The organism is Mesorhizobium sp. CNPSo 4670, assembly GCF_057784235.1.
The window spans coordinates 477,032-503,501 of record NZ_JBWJFQ010000001.1; the positions used below are offsets into that span (position 1 = coordinate 477,032).

29 protein-coding genes and 1 pseudogene are annotated in these 26,470 nt (G+C 62.7%); 18 read left to right on the top strand and 12 right to left on the bottom strand.

Annotated features, from left to right (window positions below; all coding sequences use genetic code 11):
* Together AC0ZT5_RS02140 and AC0ZT5_RS02145 are read right to left on the bottom strand one after the other, a co-directional pair.
* Entirely contained in the window at positions 1 to 213 is a 213-nt protein-coding gene (locus tag AC0ZT5_RS02140; protein WP_488495072.1) for a hypothetical protein, read from the bottom strand.
* A 33-nt stretch (positions 214 to 246) separates the two neighbouring features.
* Positions 247 to 771 (bottom strand): invasion associated locus B family protein, encoded by a 525-nt coding sequence (locus AC0ZT5_RS02145; RefSeq protein WP_378923183.1) that lies wholly within the window; start codon positions 769 to 771, stop codon positions 247 to 249.
* A 375-nt stretch (positions 772 to 1,146) separates the two neighbouring features.
* Here AC0ZT5_RS02145 and coxB point away from each other — a divergent pair, with 375 nt between their 5' ends.
* The 13 genes and pseudogenes from coxB to AC0ZT5_RS02210 all read left to right on the top strand — a co-directional run bounded on the left by coxB (position 1,147) and on the right by AC0ZT5_RS02210 (position 11,225).
* Positions 1,147 to 2,013 carry a cytochrome c oxidase subunit II gene (coxB, locus tag AC0ZT5_RS02150; protein ID WP_477307370.1) on the top strand — a complete coding sequence of 289 codons (867 nt, stop codon included), beginning with the start codon at positions 1,147 to 1,149 and terminating at the stop codon, positions 2,011 to 2,013.
* Positions 2,014 to 2,051: 38 nt separating this feature from the next.
* Positions 2,052 to 3,704, top strand: coding sequence for a cytochrome c oxidase subunit I (gene ctaD / locus AC0ZT5_RS02155; protein WP_488495073.1), 1,653 nt, complete (start codon positions 2,052 to 2,054; stop codon positions 3,702 to 3,704).
* Positions 3,705 to 3,781: 77 nt separating this feature from the next.
* On the top strand, positions 3,782 to 4,726 hold the full coding sequence (locus AC0ZT5_RS02160) for a heme o synthase (RefSeq protein WP_488495074.1): 945 nt from the start codon (positions 3,782 to 3,784) through the stop codon (positions 4,724 to 4,726).
* A gap of 2 nt (positions 4,727 to 4,728) precedes the next feature.
* Positions 4,729 to 4,887, top strand: a complete 159-nt coding sequence (locus tag AC0ZT5_RS02165) for a hypothetical protein (protein WP_095091991.1) — start codon at positions 4,729 to 4,731, stop codon at positions 4,885 to 4,887.
* A 7-nt stretch (positions 4,888 to 4,894) separates the two neighbouring features.
* Positions 4,895 to 5,518, top strand: a complete 624-nt coding sequence (locus tag AC0ZT5_RS02170; RefSeq protein WP_095091934.1) for a cytochrome c oxidase assembly protein — start codon at positions 4,895 to 4,897, stop codon at positions 5,516 to 5,518.
* Position 5,519: 1 nt separating this feature from the next.
* Entirely contained in the window at positions 5,520 to 6,401 is an 882-nt protein-coding gene (locus tag AC0ZT5_RS02175) for a cytochrome c oxidase subunit 3 (protein WP_095091935.1), read from the top strand.
* Positions 6,402 to 6,522: 121 nt separating this feature from the next.
* A pseudogene (locus tag AC0ZT5_RS02180) lies at positions 6,523 to 6,852 on the top strand (L,D-transpeptidase family protein); the annotation flags it as partial.
* Between the two features lie 3 nt (positions 6,853 to 6,855).
* Positions 6,856 to 7,242 (top strand): DUF983 domain-containing protein, encoded by a 387-nt coding sequence (locus tag AC0ZT5_RS02185; RefSeq protein ID WP_488495075.1) that lies wholly within the window; start codon positions 6,856 to 6,858, stop codon positions 7,240 to 7,242.
* The gene (locus AC0ZT5_RS02190) at positions 7,239 to 7,994 is read left to right on the top strand and encodes an SURF1 family protein (RefSeq protein WP_488495076.1); all 756 of its coding nucleotides are present in this window, start codon (positions 7,239 to 7,241) and stop codon (positions 7,992 to 7,994) included. The genes AC0ZT5_RS02185 and AC0ZT5_RS02190 overlap by 4 nt, the downstream gene beginning before the upstream one ends.
* An 89-nt stretch (positions 7,995 to 8,083) precedes the next feature.
* Complete coding sequence (gene ispH / locus AC0ZT5_RS02195; protein ID WP_477283645.1) at positions 8,084 to 9,094, top strand: 4-hydroxy-3-methylbut-2-enyl diphosphate reductase; 1,011 nt, start codon at positions 8,084 to 8,086, stop codon at positions 9,092 to 9,094.
* A gap of 5 nt (positions 9,095 to 9,099) precedes the next feature.
* The gene (locus AC0ZT5_RS02200) at positions 9,100 to 10,062 is read left to right on the top strand and encodes a homoserine kinase (protein WP_477283643.1); all 963 of its coding nucleotides are present in this window, start codon (positions 9,100 to 9,102) and stop codon (positions 10,060 to 10,062) included.
* Positions 10,059 to 10,589, top strand: a complete 531-nt coding sequence (gene rnhA, locus AC0ZT5_RS02205) for a ribonuclease HI (RefSeq protein ID WP_488495077.1) — start codon at positions 10,059 to 10,061, stop codon at positions 10,587 to 10,589. Before AC0ZT5_RS02200 ends, rnhA begins: the two co-directional genes overlap by 4 nt.
* 42 nt (positions 10,590 to 10,631) lie before the next feature.
* Positions 10,632 to 11,225, top strand: coding sequence for a histidine phosphatase family protein (locus AC0ZT5_RS02210; RefSeq protein ID WP_488495078.1), 594 nt, complete (start codon positions 10,632 to 10,634; stop codon positions 11,223 to 11,225).
* A gap of 7 nt (positions 11,226 to 11,232) precedes the next feature.
* On the opposite strand, the gene AC0ZT5_RS02215 is transcribed toward AC0ZT5_RS02210, so the two are convergent.
* From AC0ZT5_RS02215 to AC0ZT5_RS02225, 3 genes are all read right to left on the bottom strand, one after another.
* Entirely contained in the window at positions 11,233 to 11,712 is a 480-nt protein-coding gene (locus AC0ZT5_RS02215) for a DUF2938 domain-containing protein (RefSeq protein ID WP_488495079.1), read from the bottom strand.
* A 71-nt stretch (positions 11,713 to 11,783) separates the two neighbouring features.
* Positions 11,784 to 12,266, bottom strand: a complete 483-nt coding sequence (locus AC0ZT5_RS02220) for a peroxiredoxin (RefSeq protein ID WP_477283639.1) — start codon at positions 12,264 to 12,266, stop codon at positions 11,784 to 11,786.
* A 186-nt stretch (positions 12,267 to 12,452) separates the two neighbouring features.
* Positions 12,453 to 13,259 (bottom strand): protein-disulfide reductase DsbD domain-containing protein, encoded by an 807-nt coding sequence (locus tag AC0ZT5_RS02225; protein ID WP_488495080.1) that lies wholly within the window; start codon positions 13,257 to 13,259, stop codon positions 12,453 to 12,455.
* Between the two features lie 169 nt (positions 13,260 to 13,428).
* On the opposite strand from AC0ZT5_RS02225, the gene AC0ZT5_RS02230 reads away from it, so the two are divergent.
* The gene (locus tag AC0ZT5_RS02230) at positions 13,429 to 14,037 is read left to right on the top strand and encodes a YqgE/AlgH family protein (RefSeq protein ID WP_091576862.1); all 609 of its coding nucleotides are present in this window, start codon (positions 13,429 to 13,431) and stop codon (positions 14,035 to 14,037) included.
* A 17-nt stretch (positions 14,038 to 14,054) separates the two neighbouring features.
* On the opposite strand, the gene AC0ZT5_RS02235 is transcribed toward AC0ZT5_RS02230, so the two are convergent.
* Genes AC0ZT5_RS02235 through thrC form a run of 4 tightly spaced genes read right to left on the bottom strand, consistent with a single transcriptional unit; the run spans position 14,055 to position 20,262 of the window.
* Entirely contained in the window at positions 14,055 to 16,943 is a 2,889-nt protein-coding gene (locus AC0ZT5_RS02235; protein WP_477283635.1) for an EAL domain-containing protein, read from the bottom strand.
* A 2-nt stretch (positions 16,944 to 16,945) separates the two neighbouring features.
* Entirely contained in the window at positions 16,946 to 17,542 is a 597-nt protein-coding gene (locus AC0ZT5_RS02240; RefSeq protein WP_095091947.1) for a GNAT family N-acetyltransferase, read from the bottom strand.
* Between the two features lie 15 nt (positions 17,543 to 17,557).
* The gene (locus AC0ZT5_RS02245) at positions 17,558 to 18,850 is read right to left on the bottom strand and encodes a M16 family metallopeptidase (RefSeq protein ID WP_488495081.1); all 1,293 of its coding nucleotides are present in this window, start codon (positions 18,848 to 18,850) and stop codon (positions 17,558 to 17,560) included.
* 14 nt (positions 18,851 to 18,864) lie between these two features.
* Entirely contained in the window at positions 18,865 to 20,262 is a 1,398-nt protein-coding gene (thrC, locus tag AC0ZT5_RS02250) for a threonine synthase (RefSeq protein ID WP_488495082.1), read from the bottom strand.
* 127 nt (positions 20,263 to 20,389) lie between these two features.
* On the opposite strand from thrC, the gene AC0ZT5_RS02255 reads away from it, so the two are divergent.
* Positions 20,390 to 21,130 (top strand): hypothetical protein, encoded by a 741-nt coding sequence (locus AC0ZT5_RS02255; RefSeq protein WP_488495083.1) that lies wholly within the window; start codon positions 20,390 to 20,392, stop codon positions 21,128 to 21,130.
* A 23-nt stretch (positions 21,131 to 21,153) separates the two neighbouring features.
* On the opposite strand, the gene AC0ZT5_RS02260 is transcribed toward AC0ZT5_RS02255, so the two are convergent.
* Positions 21,154 to 21,843 (bottom strand): HAD family hydrolase, encoded by a 690-nt coding sequence (locus AC0ZT5_RS02260; protein WP_488495084.1) that lies wholly within the window; start codon positions 21,841 to 21,843, stop codon positions 21,154 to 21,156.
* 177 nt (positions 21,844 to 22,020) lie between these two features.
* Between AC0ZT5_RS02260 and AC0ZT5_RS02265 the strand changes: the two genes are divergently transcribed.
* Positions 22,021 to 23,154: a DNA methyltransferase gene (locus AC0ZT5_RS02265; RefSeq protein ID WP_488495085.1), complete on the top strand. Its 1,134-nt coding sequence runs from the start codon at positions 22,021 to 22,023 to the stop codon at positions 23,152 to 23,154.
* A 66-nt stretch (positions 23,155 to 23,220) separates the two neighbouring features.
* On the opposite strand, the gene AC0ZT5_RS02270 is transcribed toward AC0ZT5_RS02265, so the two are convergent.
* Both AC0ZT5_RS02270 and mutY read right to left on the bottom strand, forming a co-directional pair.
* Positions 23,221 to 23,832, bottom strand: coding sequence for an HAD family hydrolase (locus AC0ZT5_RS02270; RefSeq protein WP_488495086.1), 612 nt, complete (start codon positions 23,830 to 23,832; stop codon positions 23,221 to 23,223).
* Complete coding sequence (gene mutY / locus AC0ZT5_RS02275) at positions 23,825 to 24,958, bottom strand: A/G-specific adenine glycosylase (protein WP_488495087.1); 1,134 nt, start codon at positions 24,956 to 24,958, stop codon at positions 23,825 to 23,827. The genes AC0ZT5_RS02270 and mutY overlap by 8 nt, the downstream gene beginning before the upstream one ends.
* Positions 24,959 to 25,006: 48 nt before the next feature.
* Here mutY and AC0ZT5_RS02280 point away from each other — a divergent pair, with 48 nt between their 5' ends.
* Both AC0ZT5_RS02280 and AC0ZT5_RS02285 read left to right on the top strand, forming a co-directional pair.
* Positions 25,007 to 25,507, top strand: coding sequence for a DUF721 domain-containing protein (locus AC0ZT5_RS02280; RefSeq protein WP_488495088.1), 501 nt, complete (start codon positions 25,007 to 25,009; stop codon positions 25,505 to 25,507).
* Between the two features lie 162 nt (positions 25,508 to 25,669).
* Positions 25,670 to 26,413, top strand: a complete 744-nt coding sequence (locus AC0ZT5_RS02285) for a DsbA family protein (protein WP_184871379.1) — start codon at positions 25,670 to 25,672, stop codon at positions 26,411 to 26,413.
* The last annotated feature ends 57 nt before the right edge of the window (positions 26,414 to 26,470 follow it).

A 26,470-nucleotide genomic window follows, 5' to 3' on the forward strand; every position in this document is an offset into this window, starting at 1 on the left:
TCACAGGAGGAATGCTTCTTTGCCACGATGTAGGCGCGAAGGGGCGCCGAGACAATCGCCCCGTCGCATTGTGAAGACAAATGCGATCGCCGACAGCCCGTCGAAGTTACTTTTGGCAGAAGAAGTCCTGATGTCGCTGGCCATTGAATCCCAGTTCGAGAACTGTTCCTCAAGGTTGGCCCTGGTGATGCCGCCAAGGAAGCTGACATCCATCCTGACGTTGGATTCTTCGCAAGCGCCAAGCTCTCAGGGCAGGGCGGCGAAACCGTCGGCGAAACCCTTGAGGTCGACGGGGATGCCGATGCCTTCTTCCGGGGTCTGGAAGACGATGAAGGTGGCCGACGTGCCGGTCTTCAGCGTGTCGAGCAGCGGCTTTTCGAGAATGACTTCGGCATAGCAGCCATCCTGGAAGCAGCGCACGAAATAGGCGCGGCCGATGTCCTTGCCGTCGACATTGAGGCCGAGCCCGTTGGGCAAAAGCACGCCGAGCGGCGCCAGCACGCGCAGGATCTCTGCCTTGTTGTCGGCGGTGCGCAGCACGACCACCGAGAGCCCCATCTCAGGACGGTCCTCGGCGACGACGTTCTGCATCATCACGCATTGCTCGGAGGTGGCGCCGGCCGGCGTGTCGCAGATGATCGACCACGCGCCATGCGTCGAGCGAACGGTGCCGCTCGGTTGCGCGGCATTGGCCGTGCCGTACAGGCCCATCGCGGACAAGGCGGCGAGAAAGATGACCTTCGCCAAGGTTCTCGAAAGCCAAGAGTTCATGACGGCTCCATTGCGAATCACGGCACTTTAAGCCGCGCCAAAGCCAAGTAAAGGACGAGACCGCAACCGGTCTGCCCCGAAAAAGCCAATACGGCGCTTTTCCCTGCCAATTTCGCCCGAATTGCGACGTTGGTACGCCCGGCCCGCAGGAATGTGGCCATTGGCCGAGCATATGCGATCCGGGACCGTTGCCGTTGCCTTCAAAGGCACATCCGGGCTTGCGCGCAAAAATGCCGCACGGTTTCGCCCGCTCCTTTCTTGCGGAGGGAAAAAGAGTATGGTTTGAACCACCTTGAGACAGTCGGGATTCCCGTCCCGGCATTGTTCGATATTCTCGTGGGCACAGCCGCGAGGAACTGGGAGACGATGAGGGCGATGAGAAAATTCCTAGCAGGCGCAAGTGCCGCTGCCACGTTTTTCGCCGGCGCATCCGCCCATGCCGATCAGCCCAGGGACTGGGAGACCGGCTTCCAGGCGCCGGCGACCGATATGATGCGGCAGATCGAGTGGTTCGGGAACTACACGATGTGGTTCATCGTCCCGATCACCATACTGGTGCTGTGTCTGCTTGCTTATTGTATCCTCAAATTCCGCGCGAGCGTGAACCCGGTTCCCTCCAAGACCAGCCACAACACGCTGATCGAGGTGATCTGGACCGTCGGCCCGGTCGTCATCCTGCTCTGCATCGCCATTCCTTCGTTCCAGCTGCTGACCGCGCAATACACGCCGCCGGAAGACGCAAAGCTGACCGTCAAGGCGACCGGCAACCAGTGGAACTGGGACTACGAATACCAGACCGAGAACACGATTTCCTTCAACTCCGCGATCCTGCAGGAAGCCGACCGGGCAGCTGCCGGCAAGGAAGATCGCAAGATCTATCCGCGCCTGCTCGCCGTCGACAACGAGATGGTTGTGCCGGTCAACACCATGACCCGCGTCCTGGTCACCGCAACGGACGTGATCCACTCCTTCGCCATGCCCTCGTTCGGCATCAAGATGGATGCGGTTCCCGGCCGCACCAACGAGACCTGGTTCAAGGCCGACAAGGAAGGCCTCTACTACGGCCAGTGCTCGCAGCTCTGCGGCAAGGATCACGCTTTCATGCCGATCGCCATCCGCGTCGTCTCCGACGCGCAATTCAAAAGCTGGCTGGCGGAAGCCAAGACCAACCTGCCGGGCGCCAACAAGGCGCTGATGGCTGAGGTCGACGGCCAGAACAAGGTAGCGGCTGCCGGCAACTGATGCCGCGGCCAATAAAAGATCAGGGAACGGAGCGGAACATGGCAGACGCTGCAGCTCACGACGACCACGACCACAAGCCGTATCACGGCTGGGTCCGGTGGGTGTATTCCACCAACCACAAGGACATCGGCACGCTCTATCTGATCTTTGCGATCTTCGCCGGCATCGTCGGCGGTGCCTTGTCAGTTGCCATCCGCATGGAGTTGCAGGAGCCGGGGATCCAGATTTTCAGCGGCCTCGCGCAGATGGTCTACGGCATGAACGGCGATGCCGCGATCGACGGCGGCAAGAGCATGTACAACGCCTTCGCCACCGCGCACGCGTTGATCATGATCTTCTTCATGGTCATGCCGGCCCTGATCGGCGGTTTTGCCAACTGGATGGTGCCGATCATGATCGGCGCGCCTGACATGGCCTTCCCGCGCATGAACAACATCTCGTTCTGGCTGCTGCCGCCGGCCTTCCTGCTTCTGATCGCCTCGGCCTTCATGCCGAGCGCGCCTGGCGCCTATGGCGTCGGTGGCGGCTGGACGCTTTATCCGCCGCTGTCGACTTCGGGCCAGCCCGGGCCGGCGATGGATCTGGCGATCCTGTCGATCCACATTGCCGGTGCCTCGTCTATCCTTGGCGCCATTAACTTCATCACCACCATCTTCAACATGCGCGCGCCGGGCATGACGATGCACAAGATGCCGCTGTTCGCCTGGTCCGTGCTGGTCACCGCCTTCCTGCTGCTGTTGTCGCTCCCGGTGCTTGCCGGCGGCATCACCATGCTCCTGACCGACCGCAACTTTGGCACGACCTTCTTCGCGCCCGACGGCGGCGGCGATCCGATCCTGTTCCAGCACCTGTTCTGGTTCTTCGGTCACCCTGAAGTCTACATCCTGATCCTGCCGGGCTTCGGCATCATCAGCCATATTGTCTCGACCTTCTCGAAGAAGCCGGTGTTCGGCTATCTCGGCATGGCCTACGCGATGGTCGCCATCGGCGCGGTCGGCTTCATCGTCTGGGCCCACCACATGTACACGACCGGCCTGTCGCTCGACACGCAGCGCTACTTCGTCTTCGCCACGATGGTCATCGCGGTGCCGACGGGCGTGAAGATCTTCTCCTGGATCGCCACGATGTGGGGCGGATCGATTTCGCTGAAGCCGCCAATGCTGTGGGCCCTGGGCTTCATCTTCCTGTTCACGATTGGCGGCGTCACCGGCGTCCAGCTGGCCAATGCGGGTCTCGACCGCTCGCTGCACGACACCTATTTCGTGATCGCGCACTTCCACTACGTGCTGTCGCTGGGCGCGGTCTTCGCCATCTTCGCCGGCTGGTACTACTGGTTCCCGAAGATGACCGGCTACATGTATTCCTTCGCCATCGCCAACACCCATTTCTGGGTCACCTTCGTCGGCGTCAACCTGATCTTCTTCCCGCAGCATTTCCTCGGCCTTGCCGGCATGCCGCGCCGCACCATCGACTATCCCGACGCGTTTGCCGGCTGGAACATGGTGTCGTCCTACGGCTCGTATATCTCGGCCGTCGGTGTCGCGATCTTCCTCTACGGCGTGTTCGATGCTTTCCAGAAGAAGCGGGTCGCCGGTGCCAATCCGTGGGGCGAAGGCGCCACGACACTGGAATGGCAGCTGCCTTCGCCGCCGCCCTTCCACCAGTGGGAGCAGCTGCCGAAGATCAAGTAAGGCGGCAGCCTCCATGGAATCGAAACCGCCGGCCTGCCGGCGGTTTTGGCCAAACGGAACGATGGACTTGAGTACGCATGGCCCTAGTCGACGAAACCAGCATTGACGAAGCGGGCTTCCGCATGTCGGAAGCGACGGCGGGCGATTTCTTCGCCCTGCTCAAGCCGCGCGTCATGTCGCTGGTGGTGTTTACCGCCTTCGTCGGATTGGTCGCGGCTCCTGTGACCATCAATCCGTTGTTGGCGGTGATCGCCATCCTGTCGATCGCCATCGGCGCCGGGGCGTCCGGCGCGCTTAACATGTGGTACGATGCCGACATCGACGCGGTGATGACGCGCACCGCCTCTCGTCCGGTGCCGGCTGGCCGCATCCGGCCGGGCGAAGCGCTGAGTTTCGGGCTGGTGCTGTCGGTTCTGTCGGTGATGACGCTCGGCGTGCTGGTAAACTGGCTGTCGGCGACGCTGCTGGCCTTCACGATCTTCTTCTATGCCGTCATCTATACGATGTGGCTGAAGCGCTGGACGCCACAGAACATCGTCATCGGCGGCGCTGCCGGTGCCATTCCGCCTGTCATCGGCTGGGCCGCGGTAACCGGAAGCGTCAGCCTGGAAAGCTTTGTCCTGTTCCTGATCATCTTCCTGTGGACACCGCCGCATTTCTGGGCGCTGGCGCTGTTCAAGTCCGAGGACTATGCCCGCGCCGGCATTCCGATGATGCCGAACGTCGCCGGCCAGGCTTCGACGCGCCGCCAGATCTTTGCCTATGCGCTGCTGCTGGCGCCGGTCGGCGTGTTGCCATGGATCCTGGGCTACACCACGCCGGTCTATGGCGTGGCCGCCGTGCTGTTGGGGTTGGGTTTTGTCTGGTACGCGTGGAAAGTGCTCGGCATGGCCGACGACGACCGCGTGATGAAGCCGGCCAAGGCCTTGTTTGCCTATTCGCTGCTCTATCTCTTCGCCATCTTCGCTGCCTATCTCGCGGACAGCATCGTCGAGCGCGCGCTTGCCATGGGTGGAGCATGACCATGATCGAAGAAAAGCTCGAGCTGGTCACGCTGACCGAGCGCCAGAGGAAAGCCAGACGCAACCGTTCTGTCGCCATCGGCCTGGCGCTGGCGGTGCTGGTGATCATTTTCTACATCGCGACGATCGTGAAATTCGGTCATCACCCCGGCTCGATGTGAGAACACAATGAGCCAGGTGACCGCCAGCAGGAAGAACACCAACCGCGTCGTCGCGTTTGTCTGCCTTGCCTTCTTCGGCGGCATGATCGGCATGGCCTATGCCGCAGTGCCGCTCTACAAGATGTTCTGCCAGGCGACGGGCTATGGCGGCACCACACGGCGCGCCACGCAGCAATACGCGAACCGGGTGCTCGACCGCGACATCGTTGTCCGTTTCGACGCCAACATCGCCGGCGTGCCCTGGGATTTCCAGCCGGTCGACCGGTCGATGACGATGAAAATCGGCGAGACGGTGCAGGCGCACTATCAGGCCACCAACAAGTTCGATCGCCCCGTTACCGGCCGCGCCACCTTCAATGTGCAGCCGGAACTGGCGGGGCCCTACTTCAACAAGGTCGAGTGCTTCTGCTTCACCGATACGACTTTGAAGCCCGGCGAGACGCTAGACATGCCTGTCGTGTTCTATGTGGATCCCGATATCGTGAATGTACCGGAACTGAAGGACGTGAAGACAATCACCCTGTCCTATACGATGTTCCCGGTCGAGAAGAGCAAGCCGGTCGCGTCATCAGTGCCGGTCCAAGGCAGCAGCAAGACAATTTCGAATACCGAAGCAAATCTCGGGGGTTGATATGGCAGACGCGCACGCAAAACCACACCATGACTACCATCTCGTCGACCCGAGCCCATGGCCATTCCTGGGGTCCATCGGCGCGCTGGTGACCGCAATCGGCGGTGTCTGCCTGATGCAGTATCTCAAGGCCGGCGACTTCCCGATCTTCGGCTTCAACATCGCGAATCCGTGGCTGTTCTTCATCGGCCTTGCGATTGTCCTCTACACCATGTTCGCCTGGTGGTCGGACACGATCAAGGAAGCGCATGAGGGCCATCACACGCGTGTCGTGTCGCTGCACCTGCGCTATGGCATGATCATGTTCATCGCTTCCGAGGTGATGTTCTTCGTCGCCTGGTTCTGGGCCTACTTCGACGCCAGCCTGTTTCCGGGCGAGGTGCAGCAATACGCCCGCACCGCGTTTACCGGCGGTGTCTGGCCGCCGAAGGGCATGGAGGTTCTCGATCCTTTCCACCTGCCGCTCTACAACACCATCATCCTGCTGCTGTCGGGCACCACGGTCACCTGGGCGCACCATTCGCTCATCCATGGCGATCGCAAGGGGCTGATCAACGGCCTGGTGCTGACCGTCGGCCTCGGCATGCTGTTCACCATGGTGCAGGCCTACGAGTACATTCATGCTCCGTTCGCCTTCAAGGATTCCATCTACGGCGCCACCTTCTTCATGGCGACCGGCTTCCATGGCTTCCACGTCATCATCGGCACTATCTTCCTCTTGGTCTGCCTGCTCAGGGCGATGAAGGGTGATTTCACCCCCAAGCAGCATTTCGGTTTCGAGGCGGCCGCCTGGTATTGGCACTTCGTCGACGTCGTCTGGCTGTTCCTGTTCTCAGCGATCTATGTATGGGGATCGGCCGGCGCGGTGATCGAAGCCCACTGATTTCGACCTGAGCAAAACAAAGGGATAGAGCCCCATCCCGAGAAATCGGGATGGAACAGGCTCCAGGGATTTCAAGAAAGGCGGCCGCGGCGACGTGGCCGCCTTCTTCATTTCGGCGCACGGCGATCCGCTTGGGCACAAGCACCAGGAGGGCGATCAACGCACACCGCAGGGGCGCTATGTCCTCGACTGGCGCAACCCGAACAGCATCGCCCACAAGTCGATCCATATCTCCTATCCCAGTGCCGACGATCTGGCCGCAGCGAAGGCAAGCAATATCGATGCGGGAGGCATGATCATGATCCACGGCCAGCCAAACGGTTTCGGCTGGTGGGCCTGGCTGCTTCAATTGGTCGACTGGACCGACGGCTGCATTGCGGTTACGGACTCCGACATGGACGAAATCTGGGCAATGGTGGCCGATGGGACGCCGATCGAGATCGAGCGGTAAGCAATGAGCGACGACAAGGCGATCTGGCCGCCGATCGATCCGATCTCGGCCGGCTTGCACGGGCGCTGCCCGCGCTGCGGCGAGGGGCGGTTGTTTTCCGGCTTCCTCACCGTTGGCAAGCGCTGCGCCAATTGCGGCCTCGACTATTCCTACGCCGATGCCGGCGACGGGCCGGCGGTCTTCGTCATCCTGATCATTGGTTTCATCATCGTCGGCCTGGCGCTCTGGGTCGAAGTGACGTTGAGCCCGCCGCTCTGGCTGCATCTGCTGCTTTGGATCCCGCTGGCTGTTGCGCTGTGCCTCACGGCGCTTCGGCTGATCAAGGGCGTGCTGCTAACGCTGCAATACCGCAACAAGGCGGCCGAGGGCCGGCTGGATCGCGGCGAATGAGCGAGGCATCCATTGGAGCTGGCGGCCGCTCGCGGCCAAGGACGGCATTGCTGCTTGGCCTTGGCCTGGTGCTGTTGGCGATCCTGTTGGCGCTCGGCACCTGGCAGGTCGAGCGTCTGCACTGGAAGGAAGGCCTTCTGCAGACCATCGACCAGCGTACGCACTCGGCGCCGCAACCGCTCGCCGAGGTCGAAAGAGAATTCGCCGCCACCGGGGACGTCGACTATACGCCGGTGACCGTCAGCGGCACCTTTCTGCATTCCGGCGAACGGCATTTCTACGCCACCTGGGAAGGCGAAGCCGGCTTCAACGTCTATACGCCGCTGGCCCTCGACGATGGCCGCTTCGTGCTGATCAATCGCGGCTTCGTGCCTTACGATCTCAAGGATGCCGCCAAGCGCGCGAAGGGGCAGATGACGGGCAAGGTGACGGTCACCGGCCTCGCCCGCAATCCGCTGCCGGCAAAGCCGTCGATGATGCTTCCCGACAACGACGTGGCGAAGAACATCTTCTACTGGAAGGACCGCGACGCGATGGCGGCGAGCGCCGGGCTGCCGGCGCGGGCAACGCTGGTGCCGATCTTCATCGACGCTGACAAGACGCCGAATCCGGGCGGCTTGCCGGTCGGTGGCGTCACCATCATCGATCTGCCGAACAGCCATCTGCAATATGCGATGACCTGGTATGGCCTTGCCGCTGCACTCGCCGCCGTGCTCATCCTTCGGCTTCGCCGTCCCGCGAAAGAAGAATGAAGGCGACCGCCGCCCCCCTTTCTACCGATGCACTTGACAGGGCAGGGGTAGGCACCTCATTTCGGCTTTGATCAACCGGCCAGGATTTAATGCTTCAGACAACCACCAAGCCCCCCCTGACGATCCGGCTCTGCCAGCCGCGTGGTTTTTGCGCCGGCGTCGACCGCGCCATCCAGATTGTCGTGCTGGCGCTGAAGAAATATGGCGCGCCGGTCTATGTTCGCCATGAGATCGTTCACAATCGCTACGTGGTCGAGGGACTGCAAAGCCTTGGCGCCGTCTTCATTGAAGAGCTCTCCGAGATCCCCGCCGAGCATCGGCAGAGCCCGGTCGTGTTCTCGGCCCATGGCGTGCCGAAATCGGTGCCGGCAGACGCGCAGGCACGCAACCTCTTCTATCTCGACGCCACGTGCCCGCTGGTCTCGAAGGTCCACAAGCAGGCGATGCGCCACCAGCGGCTTGGCCGCCATGTGCTGCTGATCGGCCATGCCGGACACCCGGAGGTGATCGGCACCATGGGCCAGCTGCCGGACGGCGCGGTGACGCTGATCGAGACCGAGGCTGATGCCGCGAAGCTTGCGCCTGCCGATCCGCAGGCGCTCGGCTTCGTTACCCAGACCACGTTGTCGGTCGAGGACACCGCCGGCATCATCCGCGCCTTGCAGGATCGCTTTCCGCAATTGCATGCCCCGGCGGCGGAATCGATCTGCTACGCCACCACCAACCGCCAGGAGGCGGTCAAGGAAACCGCCGCCGGCGCTGATCTCTATCTGATCGTCGGCGCGCCCAATTCTTCCAATTCGCGGCGTCTTGTCGAGGTGGCGGAGCGTGCCGGCGCCTCGATGTCGCTTCTCGTACAGCGCGCCGCCGAGATTCCGTGGAATGACATCGCCGGCATCTCGACGCTTGGCCTGTCGGCTGGAGCGTCGGCGCCGGAGATCATCGTCGACGAGATCATCGACGCGTTTCGCCAGCGCTTCGACGTCACGATCGACCTGGCCGTCACGGCCACGGAAACGGAGGATTTTCCGGTCATGCGGGTACTGCGCGATGTCGAACTGACGCGAGCCGACATGGCTTTCGTCAATGGAGCCGCGTAAGGCATATGGCGGTCTATACCGACGTTGCCGAAGGCGAACTCGGCGCATTCCTGAAGCACTATCCGGTCGGTAATCTCCTGTCCTACAAGGGCATCGCCGAAGGCACCGAGAACTCGAACTTCCTGCTGCACACCTCCAGCGGCTCGTACATCCTGACGCTCTATGAAAAGCGCGTCGACAAGGCGGATCTGCCGTTTTTCCTCGGGCTGATGGGTCATCTGGCCAAAAAGGGCGTCACTTGCCCGCTGCCGGTGACCGCGCATGACGGCAGCGTCATCGGCACGCTCGCCGGCCGGCCGGCGGTCATCATCACCTTCCTCGAAGGGCTCTCGCTACGGCGGCCGACATCGACGCACTGCGGCGAGGTCGGCAAGGCCCTGGCGGCCCTGCATCTGGCCGGAGCCGATTTCTCGATGACGCGCCCGAACGCGCTCGCCATCGATGGCTGGCGCAAGCTTTGGAACGCCGCCCGCGACCGCGCCAACGAGGTTGAGCCGGGCCTTGCGGCCGAGGTTGATGCCGACTTCGCCGACTTCGAGCGGAACTGGCCGAAGGACCTTCCCCAAGGCATCATCCATGCCGATCTTTTCCCGGACAATGTCTTCTTTCTCGGCGAGAAGCTTTCCGGCCTGATCGACTTCTATTTCGCCTGCGACGACCTCTACGCCTACGATGTCGCCACCTGCCTCAACGCCTGGTGCTTCGAGAAGGATTTTTCCTTCAACCTGACCAAGGGCAAGGCATTGCTGGCCGGCTATCAGAGCGTGCGTCCCCTGAGCGACCAGGAAAAGGCGGCGCTGCCGATGCTGGCGCGCGGCTCTGCGCTACGCTTCATGCTGACCCGGCTCTACGACTGGTTGACCGTTCCAAATGGCGGGCTGGTGATGAAACGCGATCCGACCGAATATATCCGCAGGATGCGATTCCATCGGGCGATCAGGTCTCCTTCGGAATATGGATTGGCATGAGCAAACACGTTGAGATCTTCACCGACGGCGCCTGTTCGGGCAATCCCGGCCCTGGTGGCTGGGGCGCCATCCTGCGCTTCAACGGCACCACCAAGGAGCTTTCCGGCGGCGAGGCGGAGACCACCAACAATCGCATGGAGCTTCTCGCCGCCATCTCGGCGCTGAATGCGTTGAAGGAACCCTGCACGGTCGACCTTCATACCGACAGCAAATACGTCATGGATGGCATTTCCAAGTGGATCCACGGCTGGAAGAAGAACGGCTGGAAGACCGCCGACAAGAAGCCGGTCAAGAACGGTGAGCTCTGGCAGGCGCTGGATGAGGCCAACAGGCGTCACAGGGTGACCTGGAACTGGGTCAAGGGCCACGCCGGCCATGCCGAGAACGAGCGCGCCGACGAACTCGCGCGCGAGGGCATGGCGCCGTTCAAGAAAGGCCCGGTCAAGCCCGCTGCAGCGCCGAAGCCAGCTGCGCAGGCAAAACAGCCGGTAGCAGCGAAGGCGCGGCGTTCGACCCAGAGTTATTGAACTCAGGAGCAGGTCAGCACTCTCAGGCAGGGAGCCTCGATCATGCCGATCCTCCACTATGTCACCCATCCCCAGGTTCAGGTCGATGCCAACATTCCCGTGCCGGAATGGGGGCTATCCGACATTGGACGGGCGAGAGCGGTTGCGATGCTCGACCAGCCCTGGGTTGGGTCGATCCGGCGCATCGTGTCGTCGGCTGAACGCAAGGCGCTGGAAACCGCCGAAATCCTTGCGACGCATCTCGGTCTTGCCACCGAGGTGAGGGAAAGGATGCATGAGAATGACCGCTCGGCGACGGGGTTCTTGCCGCCACCGGAGTTCGAAGCGGTCGCGCACCAGTTCTTCGCCAACCCTCATGACAGCATTCGCGGATGGGAACGGGCCATCGATGCCCAGCATCGCATCGTGAGCGAGGTCGACGCTGTTCTCGGCGCCGCCGACGCGGGCGACATTGCCTTCGTGGGCCATGGCGGCGTCGGAACGCTGCTGCTGCTCGCCCTCAGCGGTCGACAAATCAGCCGCGACGCGGATCAGCCGGCGGGCGGCGGCAACCACTTTGCCTACGATGTCGGCGCACGCCGCCTTGTCCACGGATGGCAGCCGATCGACGCACCGGTGCAGCGTCGCGACGATTAACTTCGGTTCAGCGGATCAGCAGCGCCGTGCCGTAAAGCCCGAGCGCGAACACCGTGTGCGACACGAGGTTGAGGGCGCGGATCTGCATCGGTTTGGGGCGTTTCGAGGCGGCCCAGCCGGCACCCATGCCGGGCGCCAGCAGGAACCAGCCGGCACCGACGGTGACGATGCCGAGGATGAAGGCTGGCAGGAAGGTCGGCGCCGCCAGCCATGCCGTTCCCGCCAGCGCGACCAGGATGATGCCGTAGACGATGCCGACAAGATAATGAAAGGCCCAGCCCAGCGGCACTTCCTGCGCGTACGGCTTTGCATCGCCGATATCGTCGTGGAAGACCTTGCCTTCCCTGAGATGCCACACCCAGCGGCCGACCAGGCCCCAGTTGGGTCGGGGCTGGGCAAACACCGTGTTCAGGAAAATCGCCCAGATATCCATCAGCGCCGTGGCGCCGATGCCGATCGCGATACTGCGCCAGAAGATGTCAGACATCGTCGCGGTCCCCCCAAAGCTGTCGGGCGAGGCGGCCTTGCGGTCCCTGGCCCGACGCTGTCGCCGATATTCTAGAGCTGTCCCAGAATATGAGCCGCGCCGGACTCGTCGACGCCGGGCTTGGTCTCGACGTTGAGCGCGGTGACCTTGCCGTCATCGACGATTATCGAAAACCGCTTCGAGCGCAGTCCCATGCCGGCTGCGGAAAGGTCGTTGTCGAGGCCGACCGCCTTGGCGAAGTCACCGCTGCCATCGGCGAGGAACAGGATCTTGCCTTCCCCGCCTGTGAAGCGCGCCCAGGCGCCCATGACGTGGACGTCGTTGACCGAAACGACGGCGATGGTATCGACGCCGCGTGCCAGGATGGCGTCATGGTTTTCGAGATAGCCGGGCAAATGGTTGTTGCTGCAGGTCGGCGTGAAGGCGCCCGGAACACCGAAAAGCACAACCTTCTTGCCTGTGAAAATCTCAGCCGACGTGATCGGCTTCGCGCCGTCGGCGGTCATCGTCTTGAAGGTCACATCAGGCAGCTTGTCGCCAACGGAAATGGTCATGAGTTCCTCGTCTGGGAAAATGGGGGAGGTCGTGTGATTGCGTAGCGAACTCGACGGCCCTCTGCAACCGTCAAGGGGCGGCTTCAGTCCATGTCGCCTAAAAGTGCGCAGCGGTTTTGGGACAACGACATGGACAAAGAGAGGACCTTAAAGCGCGTCGTATGAATCCGTTCAATCCGACGCGCATTAAGGAAATGGCAGAAGCCCTTCGACGGCACCGGCCGAACTTGTCAGCGTATAGTGAAGCCCGCCATCCGTCGGCGTTGTCGAAGGGCGGTCGAGGATCGGCACGGTGAAGATCAGCTTGCCGTCCTTTTCGCTGCGGGCAGGGGTGCCGAACATGTAGTCCCGCTCGCCGGCGACAAAGAAATCCGCCGCCTCCGGATCGCCGGGAAAGCTCGCCTCGACAACCAGCGTCTCGTGGTCGCCCGGCAGCACGTTGATGCCGAAATCGGACCTTGCGGGTGTGGGCAACGCCGCGAAGCTCGCCTTCACCAGCGCCGTGTCTTCGGCATTGTCCGGGTCGGAGCCGGGGTCGACGGTCAGCCGCGTCTGCACCGGAATGCAGATCGTTTCGCAAATGCCGAGAAAGATGTCGGCGTCGATGACGGCTGGATCTTTGGCCGCCGACAGGGTGAACACGACCGGCAGCGAAACCGGATAGTCGTAGCCTGCCCATTTGCCATAGCCTTCGTCATGACGCTGCGGCGCCGGGAAGGAAAGCTGGGCGTCGGCGATATTCGTGCTGGCTGAAATGTCGAGCTGCGGCGGCACGCCCGCGTCGCCCGGGTCACGCCAGTAGGTCTTCCAGCCGGGCTTGAGCGCTATGTCGAGAATGCCCTGGATGCGGCCGGCGGCATCGGCCTTGCCGCTGGTCACCAGCCGGACCTTGCCGCCTTCGCTGTTGTACCACGACGATGATGAAGCGGCGGCGGGAAGAACGGTTGCCGATCCGATGGCAGCGGCGAGCAGCAGGATTTTCAAGCTTTGCATGGCGGTGATTTGATCGTCCGTTCGTGGCCGCGCAATGTTTTCATGACCTTGCCGGTATCATATTTGCGTGACCTCGAGGGAAGAATGCTCTGCCTGGTCACATAGGCTTTGGTCGAATCCCGCACGGTGCATCTTTTCGGCGCTTTGGAAACGCGTTACCTTTGCTGTCATGGACTTGTTGCGCCACAAGAAGACAGCCGCCAGCCGCGGTTTTCTCGACGATCAGTTCCTGATTGCCATGCCCGGCATGAAGGACGATCGGTTCACGCGCTCGGTCATCTACGTCTGCGCGCACAGCGATGAAGGCGCGATGGGGCTGATCATCAACCAGACACAGCAGATGCTGTTTCCGGATCTGCTCGTGCAACTGGGCATCATGAACGAACAGGAAGCGATCCGCCTGCCGGCGCAGGCCCGCGATTTCGTCGTGCGCAATGGCGGGCCCGTTGATCGCAGCCGGGGCTTTGTCCTGCATTCGGGCGACTACAGGGTGGAATCGTCGCTGACCGTTTCGGACGACATCTGCCTGACCGCGACCGTCGACATATTGCGCGCCATTTCGTCTGGCCGTGGACCCCGTCACGCACTGATGGCGCTCGGCTATTCGGGTTGGGGCGCCGGCCAGCTGGAGACCGAGATCGCCGAGAATGGCTGGCTGACTTGCCCGGCCAACGCCGAGCTTCTGTTCGACACCGACATTGAGCGCAAGTACGACCGCATCCTCGCCTCGATCGGCATCGACCTCGCCCATCTCAGCCTCGCCGCCGGACACGCCTGAGCCTCATCACAGAGGTCTCAGGCTTGCGTCAGCGGATACTGCTCTTTCAGCGTCTTCAGCACCTGGTCGCCCGGCATCGGCGCGCCGAACATGAAGCTCTGCACATATTCGCAGCCCATCTGGCGCAACTCCAGCGCGTCGCGTTCGTCCGAAATGCCCTCGGCGACCACGGACAGTCCGAGTTCATGGGCCATGTTGACCATGGATTTGAGCAGCACCGCGCGTTTGGGTGTGTTGTCGTCGACAAAGCTCTTGTCGATCTTGATCGTGTCGAAGGGAAAACGCGTCAGATAAGCCAGTGAGGAATAGCCGGTGCCGAAATCGTCCAGCGACAGGCCGATGCCGAGCTGTTTCAGCTTGGTCAGCACATGGGCCGTCTGCTCGGGATTATCCATCACCAGCGATTCGGTGAGCTCAAGCCGGAAGCAGCGCGGCTTCAGATTGGCGCGTGCGATGACCGAGCGGACGTCGCTGACCAGGTCGCGGCGGATGAGCTGGCGGCTGGACAGGTTGACCGAGACCGACAGCGGCGCGTCGCCGATCTGCTTTTGCCATCCGGCAAGGTCCTCGGCCGCCTGCTGCATGGCGAACAGGCCGAGCTGCACGATCAGCCCGCAGCTTTCGGCGACCGGGATGAAATCCGCCGGCGGGATCATGCCGCGACGCGGATGGTCCCAGCGCAGCAAGGCCTCGAAGCCGGCGACGCTGCCATCCTCCAGCCGCACGATCGGCTGATAGGCGAGCGTGAATTCGCGCCGTTCGATGGCGCGGCGCAGATCGGATTCGAACTGCAGCCTGTCGGTGCCGACGGTGCGGAAGGCCGGGCGGAACGGCTCGATCCTGTCGCCGCCGAAGCGCTTGGCCTGATGCATGGCAAGCTCGGCGTCCTTGACCATGTCCTCGGCTGACATCTGCGTCGAGTTCCAGGTGATCAGTCCGATCGATGCGGTCAGCACGATCTCGCGCTTGGCGAAGGTGATCGGGTTGTTGATGGCATGCTTGATGGCATCGGCGACGGCGGCGATGCGGGACGGATCCTGTTCGGACAACAGCATCAGTGCGAACTGATCGCCGGCAAAACGCGACAGCGAATCCTTCGGCTTGAGCAGCCGGTGCAGCCGGCGCGCAATGGTCAAAAGGATGGTGTCGCCGGCCGAGATGCCGAGCCCGTCATTGACCTGCTTGAAACGGTCGATGTCGATGACGAAGACGGTCGGGCGCACTTTTTCTTCGGTGCGGGCGATCGAGATGACCGCTTCCAGCCGGTTCATCAACAGTTCGCGGTTCGGCAGCCCGGTCAAATTGTCGTGCACGGCATCGTGCAGCAGACGCTCCTCGGATTTTTTCTGCTCGGTGACGTCGACCATGGTGCCGACGCAGCGAATGACTTCGCCGTCCGACCCGATCACCGGCCGCGCGCGCAGCGAGAACCAGTGATAGTGGCCGTCGGCACCACGCAGGCGGAAGTTCTGCGACACCCGGCCGCGCCGGTGCTCCAGCACCACGTCGAGCGTCGTGCGGAAGGTGTCGCGGTCGTCGGCATGCAGCACCGGCAGCCAGTTGCGCGCGGCACCGCCAAGGCTGTTTGGCGCCAGGCCGAGCTGGATGCTGACATCGGGCTTGGTGACGACGCGGTCGCGCAGCACGTCCCAATCCCACACCGTATCGCCCGATCCGGCCACTGCCAGTGCCTGCCGCTCGAGGTCGGAGAACAGGCCCTGGTGCAGCGCGCCGCCGGCAAAGGCGTGCTGCATGACGGTGAAGCCGATCAGAAGGATGATCAGGATCAGCCCGCCGCCCAATGCCGGCTGGGCGATGTCGTTGTCGAGCATGCCGGTGATCGCCATCCACGACCCGCACAGCCACAACAGCACCATGACCCAACTGGGCACCAGCATGATGGCGCGGTCGTAGCCGCGTATGCCGAGGAAGATGATCAGGCCGAGCCCGGTCAGCGCGGTGGCGGCGAAGGACAGCCTGGCGATGCCGGCGGCGACCGCAGGATCGACGATGGCGACGCCGGCGATCAGCAGCAGTCCAAGGATCCAGACCAGCGCACCATAGCTGAAATGGCCGTGCCATCGGTTGAGGTTGAGATAGGCGAAAAGGAACACCACGAAGGTCCCCGCCAGCGCCACCTCCGTTCCCGCTCGCCACATCTGCTCGTTGCCGGGCGAGATCTCGATGATCTTGTTGAGGAAGCCGAAATCGACGCAGATATAGGCCAGCACCGCCCAGGCGAGCGCCGCGGTCGCCGGGAACATCGAGGTTCCCTTGACCACGAAAAGGATGGTCAGGAACAGCGCCAGCAGGCCGGCGATGCCGATGACGATGCCGCGAAACAGCGTGTAGGAATTGACCGAGTCCTTGTAGGATTCCGGGTCCCACAAATAGACCTGCGGCAGTTTCGGCGAAGCCAGTTCGGCGATGAAGGTGATCACCGTGCCCGGATTCAGCGTCACGCGGAACACGTCGGCGTCGGGGCTGGTCTGGCGGTCGAGCGCGAAGCCCTCGCTGGGCGTGATGGCGGCGATGCGGGTCGAGCCAAGATCGGGCCAGAAGATGCCGGAATTCACCAGCCGGAAATGCGGCGCGACGATCAGCCGGTCGAGCTGCTGGTCGGTGGTGTTGGCCAGCGCGAACACCGCCCAGTCGCCGGTCGAGCGCGCATCATTGGCCTCGACTTCGATGCGCCGCACGATGCCGTCCGGCCCAGGAGCGGTCGACACCTGGAAATTCTCGCCCTGGTTTCGGTAGATTTCGACGGCGCCCGAAAGGTCGAGCGCGACGTCGTCGCGGGCAATCTTGATCGGTTCGACGGCGAAGGCCGAGGATGCCGCGCACAGCGTCAGGATTGTCGCGAGGACAAAGGCAAACAGCGGCCCTTTTCGCAGGAAATTCGTCAAGATCAGTCCTTCGTTCCAGCGCCCGGCGGATCGTCCGAGATCCGGGCGTAGAGGTAGTGGTCCTGCCAGATGCCGTTGATCCTGAGATAGGATCGCAGAAGTCCTTCGCGCCGGAATCCGGCTTTTTCAAGCACGCGGATCGACCGGGCGTTGTCGGGAATACAGGCCGCTTCGATCCGGTGCAACCTCAGCGTATCGAAGGCGAAGCGCGTCACCACCTTGACCGCGTCGGTCATCAGGCCACGACCGCCAAAGCGCTCGCCGATCCAATAGCCGACATGGCCGCTTTGCGAGACGCCATGGCGTATGTTGCCGAGCGTGATACCACCCGCCAGCTTGCCGCTGCTCTTTTCGAAGATGAAGAAGGCGATCGCGGTTCCCTGCGCATAGTCTTCGCGGTAGCGGCTGATGCGCAGCCGCCAGGCGGTGCGGTCGAGTTCATCGGGAGTCCAGCGTGGTTCCCATGGTTCGAGAAAGGCACGGCTTTCGCCACGCACCGCCGCCCATTCGCGATAGTCATTCGTGAAGGGCACGCGCAGCATGACGTGGTCACCCTTCAGCGCCGGCAGATCACGGCGAAAGAAAGGGAGCGCGAACACGACGCTTTGAGGGGCTTAGACGGCGAGCTTGCGGGTCGCGGTCTGCGTGCCCGCAAGCGAATCGAGGATCGCCTCGTATGGCGCCAGCGTACCCACAGGCCCGACAGCTGTAAGCGTCGGCTTGGTCGAGAACAGCCGCGACGACAGGTCGGTCAGCCGCTCGATCGTGAGCGCCGACAGCCGTTCCATCAGTTCCTCCTTGGCAATCGGCCTGCCGAACAGAAGCAGCTGCCGCGCGATCTGCGAGGCGCGGCTGGCCGGGCTTTCGGCGGACATGATCAGCCCGGCGCGATATTGGGCGCGCGCCCGGTCGAGTTCTTCCTGCAGGATCTTCTCGCCGGCCTTCTGCAGTTCGTCGATGATGACCGGCACCAGTTCGGCGATATCGCTCTGGCCGGTCGCGGCATGGACACCGAAGACGCCGGTGTCGGAAAAGCCCCAATGGAAGGCATAGACCGAATAGCACAGGCCGCGCTTTTCGCGGACTTCCTGGAAAAGACGCGACGACATGCCGCCGCCGAGGATCATCGACAGCACCTGCGAGGCATAGAAGTCGCGCACATGATAGGCGCGGCCCTCGAAGCCCAGCACGATCTGCGCGTCCATCAGGTCGCGGTCCTCGCGGAAGTCGCCGCCGACATATTGCGCATATTGCGGGATGGTGCTGTCGGCCTTGCTGCGGAAGCCGCCGAGTTGCTTTTCGACCTCGCGCACGAAATTGTCGTGCTTGATGTCGCCGGCAGCGACGATCACCATCCGCTCGGCGCCATATTGCCGTTCGATGAAATCGTGTAACTGCTTCGAGGTGAAGGATTTGACGGCTTCCGGCGTGCCCAGGATCGAGCGGCCGATCGTCTGGTGGCGGAAGGCCGTCTCGGTGAAACGGTCGAAGACAATGTCGTCGGGCGTGTCGTGTGCTGCGCCGATCTCCTGCAGGATCACATGCTGCTCACGTTCGAGCTCCTGCGGATCGAACTCGGACTCCTGCAGGATGTCGGCAAGAATATCGACGGCCAGCGGCACGTCGTCGGAGAGCACCCTGGCATAGTAGGAGGTGGTCTCGACGCTGGTGGCGGCGTTGATCTCGCCGCCGACGTCCTCGATCTCCGAGGCGATTTCGAAGGCGCTTCGCCTTTTCGTGCCCTTGAACGCCATGTGCTCGAGCAGATGGGCCATGCCATGCTCTTCGTCACGTTCATTGCGGGCGCCTGACTTGACCCAGGCACCAAGGGCAACCGATTCGATGCTTTGAAGGGTTTCGGTGGCGACTGTCAGGCCGTTCGACAGACGGCTTACCTCAACACCCATATGGCTACTACTCCCTAACGCGCCGCCCGCGCGCGGCGGCCGACGTAATCTTCCACCATTTTCAGGTCGGATGGAAGTACCGTGTATTTTTCCTCCGATGTCATCAACCCACCTAGCCATGCGGGCAGTGCAGGCAAGACGCCGCTGGCGGCTTCGACGGCGGCCGGGAACTTTGCCGGATGGGCGGTGCCCAGCACCACCATCGGCACCGCGCCTGAAGCCTTGCCCGCCGCGACATGCACGGCTGCCGCGGTGTGCGGATCGAGCAGGTAGTTGCTGCCGGCGAGCGTCGAACGGATGGTGGCGGCGACCTCGTCCATGGTCGCGCGGCCGGCGTCGAATTCGGACCGCATCCCAGTGATTTGCTGGGTTTCGATGGTGAAAGCGCCGGACTGCTTGAGACTGTCCATGTAGCGCCGCACGGTCGCCGCGTCACGGTCGGAGGCCTCGAACAGCAGGCGTTCGAAATTCGACGACACCTGTATGTCCATCGACGGCGAAGTGGTCGCAAAGACGCCTTTGGTACGGTATTCCCCGGTTGCGAAAGTCCGCGCCAGGATGTCGTTGTCGTTGGTGGCGATGATCAGCCGCTCGATCGGCAGGCCCATCTTCTTGGCGGCGTAGCCGGCGAAGATATCGCCGAAATTACCTGTCGGCACCGTGAAGGAGACCGGCCTGTCCGGCGCGCCCAGCGATAGAGCCGAGGAGAAATAATAGACGATCTGGGCCATGATGCGGGCCCAGTTGATCGAATTGACGCCCGAAAGCGCAACCCGGTCGCGAAAGCCGTGATCGTTGAACATGTCCTTGAGCAGGCCTTGGCAATCGTCGAAATTGCCTTCGATGGCCAGCGCATGAACGTTTTCAGCCGGCGACGTCGTCATCTGCCGCTGCTGCACCGGCGAGACGCGGCCATGCGGGAAAAGGATGAAGATGTCGGTGCGGTTACGCCCGGCAAAGGCATCGATGGCGGCGCCGCCGGTATCGCCCGAGGTGGCGCCGACGATGGTGGCGTGCTGGCCGCGTTCGGCAAGCACATGGTCCATCAGCCGGGCCAGAAGCTGCATCGCCACGTCCTTGAAGGCGAGCGTCGGCCCGTGGAAGAGTTCCAGGATGAAGGTGTTGGGGCCGGTCTGCACAAGCGGGCAGACGGCCTCGTGGCGGAAGGTGGCATAGGCTTCGCGGACCAGGCGCTCGAAGACGGGCGCCGGGATTTCGTCGCCAAGGAAGGGCGACAGCACGCGGATCGCAAGGTCGGGATAGGCAAGGCCGCGCATGGCGCGGATCTCGGCAGCGGAAAACTGCGGCCATTCGCGCGGCACGTAGAGCCCGCCGTCGCGCGCCAGGCCAGCCAGCACAGCATCCGAAAATCCAAGCACGGGCGCTTCCCCGCGGGTACTCACATAGTGCATGTCACAAATCCGTTACCGCTGGGTTTTCCGTTCACCACAAGGTGGTTAATTTCTGCGCTGGCTCAGTCGCATTTTTGCCGCGCGGTTGATATACGTCACCAGCTTTGCGAGAGGGAAGTGCAGTTTCATGGCGTTTCGTACATTCAGTGGTCGCTTTTTCGCGGGTCTTGCACTCACCGGCTTTATGCTCGCCGTCGCCGGCTGCCAATCGAGCGACAACGGCATCCTGAACCTCGGCTTCGGCAAGAAGGATCCGACAGCGCCGCCGCCGCCACAGGATCCCAAGGTCCTGGCCAGCCAGTTGCAGGCCTATTGTCCCAGAGTGACGGTGCGAGACGGTACGGCCTTCTTCAACACCTATGCCAAGGGCGTCCAGAAGCCCAAGTCGAAGGCCATGCGCAAGCCGAGGAACCAGGCCGAGGCCGAGCAGCAGGCGCAGGAGGCGCAGGCCGCGGCCAACGCGGCTGCGACACCGCCGGATGAGTCTGCGAACATCATCTACCAGGCGTCGATCAGCGACGTGACCCGTGATTGCCTGCGCGCCAACGGGCAGTTGACAATGAAGATCGCGGTCGCCGGCAAGGTTGTGCCCGGACCGAAGTTTTCTCCCGGCACCATCACCATGCCGATCCGTGTCGCGGTGATGCATGGCACGGATGTTCTCTACTCGCAGATCCATCCGTATCAGATCCAGGTCACCGACCCGTCGGTCGCGACGCAGTTTGTCTTCACAGATTCCAATGTCGTCGTGCCCGAACCGTCAGCGCAGGACTATCAGGCCTTTGCCGGCTATGACGAAACCGCGCCGAAGGGGACGACGGACAAGCCGAAGAAGAATCACAAGAAGAAGGCTGTCGCGACGAACTAGTCTCGCGTTGCGACGCACGTCTCTCAGGCGTCAGCCGACCACTCCGACAGCGCGGCGATCACGCTTTTCAGCTCCGCCCAGCGGCGGATGACCGTCTCTGCGCCGGCTTCCGTCAAGGCGTCGGCATGGCCGGGGTAGCTGTGGCCGGCGCCGGTGAAGCCGAGCACGCGCATGCCGGCCGTCCTGGCGCCGTGGACGCCGTGCACGGAATCCTCGATGACGAATGTGTTCGCCGGCTTGGCGTTGAGTTTCTCCGCCGCGAACAGGAACACATCGGGCGCCGGTTTGGTCTTCTTGCTTGGTATCTCCAGGGCCGAAAAGATCCGGCCGGCGAAATACGGCAGCAGCAGCACTTTCTCCAGCATGAATTCGATCCGCTCGGAACGCGAATTCGAACAAACGCAGTGCGGCACGGTGACCGCGGCGACCGCCTCGCGCGCGCCGTCGATGGCGCGGACGTCGCTGCGCAACTTGCGATCGACGAGGTCTTCGGCGCGGTCGATCAGCGAGGCCTGGAACGGGATGCTGGATTTCTCCTCGACCCGCATCATGATGTCCTTGAAGGTCAGTCCGGCGTAGGTCTCGGCCAGTTCCTCAGCCGATATTTCGTAGCCGGCCAAGGTCAGCAGTTCCGCCTCGACCCGCGCGGCGACGATTTCGGAATCGACGAGCACGCCGTCGCAATCGAAGATGACAAGGTCTGGCTGGGGCATGGTGATCCGGAAAATGGGAGGATGAAGGGGCCAGGGAACGCTCAGGCGGCGCGGCATACACCAACAGGGCCGCCTTCGCAAATTTGGAGATCCGCGGTTTTGGCCTTCACCGAATATTTACGCTGATCGGTAACCATAACAGAGAGTAAAACTGTAACGCGTGCCTTGGGTGTCAGAATGTCTGCCGTGCGTCTTCTCGACGAGCTATCCCACGCCCCCCAGCAATCCGAATGGCTGGACACGATCCTCAAGGGTGACTGCGTTGCCGCGCTCGATCGGCTGCCGGAAAAGTCGATCGACGTCATTTTCGCCGATCCGCCCTACAATCTTCAGCTCGACGGCGACCTGCACCGGCCAGACCAGTCGAAGGTCGATGCGGTCGACGACGATTGGGACCAGTTCGAGAGCTTCGAGGCCTACGACGCCTTCACCCGCGCCTGGCTGCTGGCGGCGCGGCGGGTGCTGAAGCCCAATGGCACCATCTGGGTCATCGGCTCCTATCACAACATCTTCCGGGTTGGCGCCAAGATGCAGGATCTGGGCTTCTGGATCCTCAACGACGTCGTCTGGCGCAAGACCAATCCGATGCCGAATTTCCGTGGCCGCCGTTTCCAGAACGCGCATGAGACGATGATCTGGGCGTCGCGTGACCAGAAGGGCAAGGGCTACACCTTCAACTACGAAGCCATGAAGGCCTCGAACGACGACATCCAGATGCGCTCCGACTGGCTGTTTCCGATCTGCACCGGCGGCGAGCGGCTGAAGAACGACAATGGCGACAAGCTGCATCCGACGCAGAAGCCGGAAGCGCTGCTCGCTCGCATCATGATGGCCTCGACCAAACCGGGCGACGTCGTGCTCGACCCCTTCTTCGGCTCAGGCACCACCGGCGCGGTGGCCAAGCGGCTTGGCCGCCACTTCGTCGGCATCGAGCGCGAGCAGGCCTATATCGATGCCGCCAACGAGCGCATCGACGCGGTGCGGCCGCTGGACGGCGCCGACCTGACCGTGCTCACCGGCAAGCGCGCCGAACCGCGCGTCGCCTTCGTCAGCCTCATCGACACCGGGCTGATGGTTCCGGGCGCCACGCTCTACGACGCCAAGAAGCGCTGGGCGGCCAAGGTGCGCGCCGATGGCACCGTGGCGATCGGCGACAGCGCCGGCTCGATCCACAAGATCGGCGCCGAAGTGCAGGGCCTGGATGCCTGCAACGGCTGGACCTTCTGGCACTATGAGCGCAGCGGCGGCCTGACCCCGATCGACGAGCTTCGCCGCATTGCCCGGCTCGGTATGGAGCGGGCAGGGGCCTGAACCCCTGCCAATTGCCACCATTCTCGCTGACTCAAGGTATCAACGGATCGCCGGAAGCGATTCAAATCACGCCATGATTCCGAGGCGCTCAAGGTCTGCTTGAAGCGTCTTGGCATCGGTGAACAGCACCGCTTGCCAGCCGGCCGCCTTGGCGCCGTCGACGTTCTTCTGGCTGTCGTCGATGAACAGCGTGGCCGATGGCTCGAGCCCGAACGCGGCGACGTGATGATCGTAGATGCCGCGGTCCGGCTTGATCATCCCGACTTCGCCGGAGATGGTGACGCCGCGCGGCCGTTCGAGAAAATCGAAGCGTTTGCGCGCCTCGGCCAGTGTGTCGGTGGCGAAATTTGTCAGCATGGTCACGTCGTGGCCGCTCTCGATAAGGCCGACCATGATGGCGACACTGTCGTCATAGGCGTGCGGCACCATGTCGTGCCAGTAGCGACGAAAATTGCGGATGTTTTCCGCGTGATCGGGATGCTCCGCAATCAGCAGCGCCTCGGCCTCTTGCCATGTCCGGCCGCGATCCTGCTCGATGTTCCAGTCATGCGTGCAGACATTGTCGAAGAACCACTTTCTCTCTTCGGCATCCGGAATGAGGCGGCTGAACGGAATATTCGGATCGTAGTGGATCAGCACCCTGCCGATGTCGAAAACGATGTGGCGGATTTCAGTCATGGGGCCTCTTTGCACTGTGTGGCGACGGTTTTTTCGTCGCGCCGGGTATCGCAGCCTCGATTGCCTTTTTCATGACAGTGGGCAGTGCTTCGCCCGAAATGTCCGAAGGCAGCGACCAGAAATGGCCGGCCGGCGTCTCGCCGTTCGTATGGGCGAGGAACACATCGAGCTCGAGCGCGAAATGGGTGAAGACATGGGCGATCCGCCCCGTGGGCTTCCAGTTGCCGGGAAAGGGTGCCGCCGCTTGCGTGGTGGCGCCGTCGATCCGCGCTGTCCAGGCGGTCGTCGGCACTTCGGTCATGCCGCCAAGCAGGCCTTTCTCCGCCCGTTTGCGCAGCAGAATGGCACCGTCGCCTCGCACGGCGACGAAGGCCGCACCGCGCCGCAGCGGCTTGTCGGCCTTGGGCAGCCGCACCGGGAAATGTTCGGGGTCACCTGAAACGACCGCGCTGCAATCTTCGCGCAGCGGGCACAGCATGCAGCGCGGCCGGCGTGGCGTGCAGATCGTGGCGCCGAGATCCATCATCGCCTGGGCGAAATCGCCCGGCCTTGTCCCTGGCACCATGCGCTCGACATGAGCACGTATCTCGGCCTTGGCTTCGCTCAGCGGTATTGTGATCGAAAACAGCCGGGAGATGACGCGTTCGACATTGCCGTCGACGACGGCGGCTGGGCGGTCGAAGGCGATCGCGGTGATCGCCGCCGATGTATAGGCGCCGATGCCGGGCAGTTCCCTGAGGCCGGCTTCCGTGTCGGGAAACCGGCCGCCGCGCTGGGCCACCAGGTCGGCGCAGGCCTTGAGATTGCGCGCGCGGGAATAGTAGCCGAGCCCGGCCCAGGCCTTCATCACATCCTCGGTCGGTGCCGCGGCCAGCGCCCTGACGTCAGGCCACTTTTCGACAAATACGCGAAAATAGGCCTTCACCGCCTCAACGGTGGTTTGTTGCAGCATGACTTCGGACAGCCAGATGCGGTAGGGATCGGGCCTCGCGCCGCGCGCATGCTCACGCGGCGTGATGCGCCACGGCAACTCGCGATGATGCTCATCGTACCAGCCGAGCAGGCGGGACGCGATGTCGACACCGAATGGGGGTGTGGTCTTGCGGGTCTGGTCTGCTGGTGCCATTGATCGGGAATTGGCCTTGGCCGATGCTGGTGAGGCTGGAGAACGTACATGGCAGGGAGAACGCCCTACGGCAATCCCGTCCCGGTCAGCGATCTTGCGACCAAAATCCTCGACCCGGTGCTGCGCAAGCGGGCCGGCATTTCGATCGGCCTCGTCCAGTCATGGGAAGAGATCGCCGGGCCACGCCTTGCCAGCCGCTCGCGTCCCGAAAAAATCCAGTGGCCGCGTCGCATGCATGAAGACGATCCGTTCGAGCCGGCGGTGCTGGTCATCGCCTGCGAAGGCATGGCAGCGCTGCATCTGCAGCACGAGACCGGCGAGATCATCAACCGGGTCAACGCCTTCCTCGGTTTCACCGCCATCAGCCGGATCAGGATCCTGCAGAAGCCTGTGACGGCGGACCAGGGAAAGCGCAAACCGACCTTCAGGCCGCTGACCGCGGCCGAGAAGACGAAATTGTCCTCGACCATCGGCCTGGTCGACGATGATGGGCTTCGCGCTTCCCTGGAAAGGCTTGGCGCCACCATTCTGGGCGAAAGGAAGTCATAGATCTGTCGTCAAAATCTCGGATTTGTCGTCAATATCTCGCATTCGTGATCGCCCCTGTCAGGTTTGGCGATTGGATTGGGGATGGAGATGCCTTAATTCGCGCCAACTCTCGCCTTTTCGTGCCTTTGCATTGCAAAATCCAACTCTTGTCAGGTGATTCGTATGAACCGTCCCCCGTTTGGCCAAAGCTTGTCTCGCAGAAACGTCCTGACTTCGCTGGCCGCCATTCCGGCGGTCGCCCTGCTCGCCGCCTGCAGCGACTCTGGCGAGCAAGCCAAGGCGGCGGATGTAAAGCCCGCGGACCCGGCCGCGCCTGCGAAGCCGGCCACGCCGGCCGCCGCTACTGCACCGGAAGCCCAGGGCACCGTGGATATGGCGGAACTGCTGAAGCCGGGTGCGCTGCCCGACAAGCAGCTTGGCAAGGACGACGCCAAGGTCACTATCGTCGAATACGCCTCGATGACTTGCCCGCATTGCGCGCATTTCGCCGAGACCACCTTTCCGGACCTGAAGACCAAATACATCGACACCGGCAAGGCCCGCTACATCCTGCGCGAATTCCCGTTCGATCCGAGCGCCGAAGCCGGATTCATGCTGGCGCGCTGCGCCAAGGATAACTATTTCCCGATGGTGGACGTGCTGTTCAGGCAGCAGGCGAACTGGGTTGGAGTGCCCAATACCAAGGATGCGCTGCTGCAAATCTCCAAGCTCGCCGGTTTTACACAGGAGTCCTTCGAGGCCTGCTTGACGGACCAGAAACTTCTGGACGATGTGAGATCGGTCCAGAAGCGCGGCGCCAATGAATTCAAGGTCGACTCGACACCGACCTTCTTCATCAACGGTAAGACCTACAAGGGGGCGATGTCGATTGCGGAAATGTCGGCCATCATCGACCCTCTGCTCTGACGCTCAGGCAGCATCGAAGCGGCCGCGCCCGGCGCCGGTCGCCCATTTGCCTTGCCG